Source organism: Chryseobacterium contaminans (assembly GCF_001684955.1).
In the GTDB taxonomy this organism is placed as follows: domain Bacteria; phylum Bacteroidota; class Bacteroidia; order Flavobacteriales; family Weeksellaceae; genus Chryseobacterium; species Chryseobacterium contaminans.
The window spans coordinates 1-5,895 of the sequence record NZ_MAYF01000111.1 but is presented as its reverse complement, the minus strand read 5'-3'; the positions used below and the strand labels follow the sequence as shown (position 1 = coordinate 5,895).

General features: G+C 37.1%; 5 protein-coding genes and 1 pseudogene. 4 read left to right on the top strand and 2 right to left on the bottom strand.

Going from position 1 to position 5,895, the window contains the following annotated elements:
- The first annotated feature begins 72 nt into the window (after positions 1-72).
- From BBH99_RS07890 to BBH99_RS07875, 4 genes are all read left to right on the top strand, one after another.
- Positions 73-636 carry a hypothetical protein gene (locus BBH99_RS07890; protein ID WP_066694262.1) on the top strand — a complete coding sequence of 188 codons (564 nt, stop codon included), beginning with the start codon at positions 73-75 and terminating at the stop codon, positions 634-636.
- A gap of 6 nt (positions 637-642) precedes the next feature.
- Positions 643-2,766: a cation:proton antiporter gene (locus tag BBH99_RS07885; RefSeq protein WP_066694258.1), complete on the top strand. Its 2,124-nt coding sequence runs from the start codon at positions 643-645 to the stop codon at positions 2,764-2,766.
- Between the two features lie 7 nt (positions 2,767-2,773).
- Positions 2,774-3,556 (top strand): SH3 domain-containing protein, encoded by a 783-nt coding sequence (locus tag BBH99_RS07880; protein ID WP_139260232.1) that lies wholly within the window; start codon positions 2,774-2,776, stop codon positions 3,554-3,556.
- A gap of 74 nt (positions 3,557-3,630) precedes the next feature.
- Positions 3,631-4,332: an SH3 domain-containing protein gene (locus tag BBH99_RS07875; RefSeq protein WP_066694253.1), complete on the top strand. Its 702-nt coding sequence runs from the start codon at positions 3,631-3,633 to the stop codon at positions 4,330-4,332.
- Between the two features lie 71 nt (positions 4,333-4,403).
- Here BBH99_RS07875 and BBH99_RS07870 read toward each other — a convergent pair whose 3' ends face one another.
- Positions 4,404-5,516: a 5-(carboxyamino)imidazole ribonucleotide synthase gene (locus BBH99_RS07870; RefSeq protein ID WP_066694251.1), complete on the bottom strand. Its 1,113-nt coding sequence runs from the start codon at positions 5,514-5,516 to the stop codon at positions 4,404-4,406.
- A gap of 27 nt (positions 5,517-5,543) precedes the next feature.
- Positions 5,544-5,895, bottom strand: a pseudogene (locus BBH99_RS07865) (DUF1543 domain-containing protein); the annotation flags it as partial.

The following is a 5,895-nucleotide window of genomic DNA, read 5'->3' as shown; positions in this document are numbered from 1 at the left end:
ATAAGGTTCACAAGAGGGTTAATTTGCCTCGTTTTTATTTTTTCCTTATATTGTATACTCAACCTATACAACATGCTTAAAAACACATTTTTCGCCCTTCTTGCGGCCTCTTTTATCCTGGTAAGCTGTGATTACAAGGAAAAGGAGAAGAACCTTACAGACAGAGAAAAACAATTGTTAGAAAAAGAAAAAACATTCGCCAAAAAAGAATCTGAATACCAGTCTCTTTTAAAAATGAGGGATAGTATTTTTGCTAAAAAAGATTCTGTGGTGATTGCCACATGGCCTGCAGAGATCTCCGGTCCATGGAACGGGAAAGTAATTTGTACAGAATCCAATTGCAGTGATTATGCAGTAGGAGATCAACGTACGGATATCTGGGAATTTGATAATGATTCCACCCAGCCCATCACCAAAATCATCAATAACAACAACCTGGTAAGACTCTATTCCGGTAAATTTGAGAATAATGAGATCAGGCTTTCTTTCAAAACAGATTCCACGGCTAAAAAGAATGTAGAAATGAGCGTTCTGCTTAATGACATTTCTGACAACAAAATCAAGGGAACAAGAACCATTACTTCTGATGGCTGCACCGCCAAGTTCTCTGTTGAATTAGTACGTTCCACCAAATAAACACTTATGATTTTACTGAGCATACACAACCTGAGCCTTCCCATAGAAGATCCGGTACTGAAATTCCTGTTGGTACTGGTCATCATTCTTGCGGCTCCGTTATTATTAAATAAAATTAAAGTTCCCCACCTTCTGGGCCTCATCATTGCAGGAGCTATTATCGGTCCCAACGGATTTAATGTATTATCCAGAGACAGCAGCATTGTTGTAACCGGAACTACCGGCCTTCTTTACATCATGTTCCTTGCCGGGCTGGAGATTGACATGGGAGATTTTAAGAAAAACAAATGGAAAAGTCTCACCTTTGGGCTTTATACTTTTATTGTTCCGTTTGTGTTGGGATATTTGGGCGGATATTACATCCTTCATTTCTCAATGCTTACCTCTATCTTATTTGCGAGTCTTTTCTCATCTCATACTCTTATTGCCTATCCATTGGTAAGTAAACTGGGAATTGCGAAAAATAAAGCTGTCAATATTACCGTTGGCGGGACCATGATTACAGATATTCTTGCATTATTGGTTCTTGCCATCATTGTTGGAATGTCTCAGGGAGATGTAGGAACAGAATTCTGGATTAAATTATCCGTTTCGTTCATTCTTTTTGCATTAATTGTACTTATTGTCTTCCCTATTATTGGTCGCTGGTTCTTCAAAAGAGTGGATGATAAGATCTCACAGTATATTTTTGTATTGGTAATGATCTATCTGGCAGCTATGCTTGCTGAACTTGCAGGCGTAGAAGCCATCATTGGGGCATTCTTTGCAGGATTAGCATTGAACAGACTCATTCCGCATACCTCATCCTTAATGAACAGGGTTGAATTTGTAGGAAATGCCATCTTTATTCCGTTCTTTCTGATCAGTGTAGGTATGCTGATCGACTTTAAAGTGTTTTTCAAAAGCTGGGAAACCCTTGAAGTGGCAGGTATTATGCTGGTAGCGTCCATTGGAGGGAAATACCTTTCTGCAGTAGCTACTCAAAAGACATTCAGATTGACTAAAGAAGAGGGAAAACTGATCTTTGGATTGAGCTCTGCCTCTGCAGCCGCTACCCTTGCATCGGTAATGGTTGGTTATAATATTATCCTGTCCGAAACTGAAACAGGAGAACCCGTAAGATTATTAAACGAGCACGTTCTTAACGGAAGTATCTTATTGATCCTTATTTCCTGTACCATTTCGTCTTTTATCTCCATGGCAAGTGCCCAAAAGATTGCAGAAAGTGATAACGAAGACACCGTTTCCGGAACCAGCCATGAGGAAGAAAATATCCTGTTGGCCATCAATCACGAAGAAACTGTAGAGAGAATGGTCAACCTGGGAATCCTTATTAAAGCGCATTCCAATACGGAAGATCTATTCGCTTTAAATGTCATTAATGAAGATAAAAATGAATCATCTGTAAAAAATGCTGAGAAGCTTCTTCACCAGGCAGCTGATACGGCAGCGGCGGCTGATGTCAAATTACAGGCTCTCAAAAGATATGACAACGATGTTATCAATGGGGTTAACAACGTTATCAAGGAGCAGAAAATTACCGATCTGATTATTGGATTGGAAGATGAGAAAGGTTTTTCACCATCATTTGTCTATAACCTTTACAACGGTTATCTTCAGAATGATGATGTGAACGTATTGGTATATCATGCAGCCCAACCACTTTCTACCATTAAGAAATACGCTGTAATGATTCCTGAAAACGCCCATAAGGAAGCAGGCTTTTTCCATGCGCTTTTAAGGGTTTGGAATATTGCAAGAAATTCCGGAGCTACTGTGGCCTTTTATGCTCCTGAAAACATTATCGATATCCTTCAGAAGATCATTAAAAAAGCCAATATAGAAGCCGAATTCATCATTATGAGTACATGGCAGGACGGTGAAAGAACAGCCACTCAGCTGAAGGATGATGAAGCGCTTATCATTTTTATGGCTAAGCGTGGAATGCAGTCCTATATTCCACGTATGAGACTTATCCCGGAATTACTGAACAGATATCTGAATGATAATAATTACCTCCTGATCTTCCCTTTCTCCGAATATGATAAAAACAGCCCGGAAATACGTTCTGTAGGAAATCACGGAGATTTTATGGAAATCGGAAATGTCATTCAGAAGATATTTAAGTAAGGAAGAAATGAAGCTGGAGACTGGAAGTTATTGGAGTATGATAAATGATTACCTGCAAGTAACTTCCAGCCTCTTTCTTCCAGCTTCCAGCCTTTTTACTATTTTTGCTCAAAATAAACATTCATTGAAAACAAAGAAGATATTCCTTTTAACAGCTTGTTTAAGCATACAACTATCATTTGCTCAGTTTGCAAAAGTTATTGATAAAGACGGCTATGTGAACATAAGGGAAAATGCAGATGCCAACAGTAAAATCATTGGAAAGATCAATTCGGATGAAATTGTCTATATATTTGAAGCTGACAATAAGAATTGGGCTAATGTGAGCAATGGTTATATCCATAATTCAAGGCTAAAATATATACAGACTTACCAGGCTGTTCCTCCCACGGTACGGGATGCCAACAAAGCCATCTTTAAATCAGGAAATATTAAAGTAAACATCGTTTCCGGAAAATTTAATTTTAAGGAAAATGAAAAAGATTTTACCTCAACTTTAAACGGAGATTATTACAAAGAGCAGCAGGTATGGGGAATAGACAGAACCATTCCTAAAACCCATTATATTTCAATCACAGCACAGATTGGAGACAAGACCATACAAATTCCTGAAAAAGAGATTGAAAACCTGTTTGAAGTCAATAATAAATCTACAACCTGTTATTATGACCGTATAAATGATATTTTATACATCTCCATGTTAAATTCTGATGGTGCCGGCACTTATGCTGCCCTTTTTACCATTGAAAAAGGTGAATATAAAGGAAGAACTTTAGAAATTCCTTTTTAGTGTGACTATCGTCTCCAAGTTAATCTATCAGGTTAACTAAAACTATTTTCATAAATTAAAATTATACAACAGCATTGAAAACAAAAAAGATTCTTCTTCTAACAGCAATCGTAAGCATCCAGTTTTCTTTTGCTCAGTTTGCTAAAATTGTAGATAAAGACGGTTATGTAAGCCTAAGAGAAAATCCTGATGCAAAAAGCAAGATCACAGGGAAAATCAATTCTGATGAAATTGTATATACTTTTGAACTGGATAAGACCAACAAAAACTGGCTGAATGTTTATTATGATGATAAAACAACAGGTTATATCAACAGTTCAAAAGTTAAGCTTATTGATTCTTATGAGGCTATTCTTCCAATAACCAAGGATGAAAATAAAGCTATTTTCAAATCCGGAAACATTAAGGTGGATATCATCTCCGAAAAGTTCAATTATAAGGAAAATAAGAAATTCTTTTCTTCATCCAATTATAACGGACAAAAAATAGAAGATAAGTATAAAGGTAATCTTATTTGGGGAACAGATGGAACCATTCCCAAAACCCACTATAAATCCATTACCGTTCAAATCAAGGATAAAAAAGTTCAGATTCCCAATAAAGAAATCGAAAACCTTTTTAACATCAGCAATGAATTTACAACATGTTATTACGATCGTAAAAATGACACGTTATATCTCACTATGATTAATTCCGATGGAGCCGGAGCCTATGTAGCTCTTTTTAAAATTGTAAAAGGAGTATATAAAGAAAGAATCTTAAAGAAGCCGTTTTAAGGAAAGATACCTATAAAAATGGAGCCGTTTTAACTTTAAAACGGCTCCATTTTTATTATTTTAAGTTTAAGTTACTCAGAAATGACTCTTACCATTCCTTTTACCTTCACAAGCTTTTCCATCAGCTCTTCCCTGCAATCTGCAAGGACATTAATGTGTCCCATTTTTCTTCCGGGCTTGGTTTCTGTTTTTCCGTATAAGTGAACGTAGGTTTCCGGTAATTTCAGAACCTCTTCCATTCCTTCGTATACTACCTTTCCAGAGTAGCCTTCTGCTCCTACAAGATTCAGCATTCCGCTGTAGGTAATGGCATCCGTATCTGCCAAAGGAAGATTTTTTACTACACGGTACATCTGTTCAAACTGAGAATTGGTATTTCCTTCCTGGCTTTGATGTCCTGAATTGTGTAATCTTGGTGCAGTTTCATTTACCCACACTTTTCCTTCTTTATCCAGGAATAATTCGATGGCAAAAAGCCCCGGAGAGTTTACAGCATTCAGGAATTTCTCTGTAATCACATCAATCTGGTTCTGAACATCTTCTGTCAGCAAAACCGGACAAACATTAAAATCCAAAAGATTAAGTTTCGGATCAGCTACCATTTCTGTTACCGGGAAAGTATTGGTTTCTCCTTTTTCATTTCTGGCTACAATAACGGAAAGTTCTTTATCAATATCTACGAGACTTTCAATCACTGAAGCTTCTTTCCATAGATTCTGGAGGTCTTCTTCTGTTTTAATAACCTGTACTCCTTTTCCGTCATATCCGCCTGTATTCATCTTCTGAACAAACGGCAACGGCATCATAATTTTTTCATCACTGTTCCAAACTACCTGAAATTCGGGGCTTGGGATATCATGTATTTTATAAAATTCTTTCTGAAGGATCTTTTGCTGAATGGTTTTGATGATACTCGCATTAGGAACCACGCGGATTCCCTGCTTTTCAAGTTCTGCCAAAGCATCAGCATTTACGTGCTCTATTTCAATGGTTACCACGTCTTTGTCTTTTCCAAAGTTCAGAACGGTTTCATAATCATTGAAATTACCCTGCGTAAAATACGAGATATTGTGGCATGGCGCATCAGAAGCCGGATCCAGAGTATAAAACTCATCATCATACTTCAAAGCACTCTGTATCAACATTCTTCCCAGCTGTCCGCCTCCCAGAATTCCTATTTTCATTTTTTATTTTTATTAGATTTATGCTTATTAAATTTTATCAATTTTTAAATACCCCAGCCCCATAGGGTTTTCCTGATTTTCAGCATCAGATTTGGTAAGAACGATAGAATATTTTTCCTTCATAGATGCCGGAAGAATATCATTTACATTGAAAATATCATCAATATCTACCCCATGCTTGTCATCAATATGGCTTACTGCACCTTCAAATCCCATGGTCTTATAGAATTCTGTAGCTTTTGCTCTCTTTACGATCTCTCCCATAGATTGCCCCACCATTAGATGCTGCTCATGAAATTCTTCAAAAAAACCGGGTTTATATCCTCCTAAATTAAGGAAGAACAATTGATCTTCCGATGTCTCAACGACTTGCTCAACA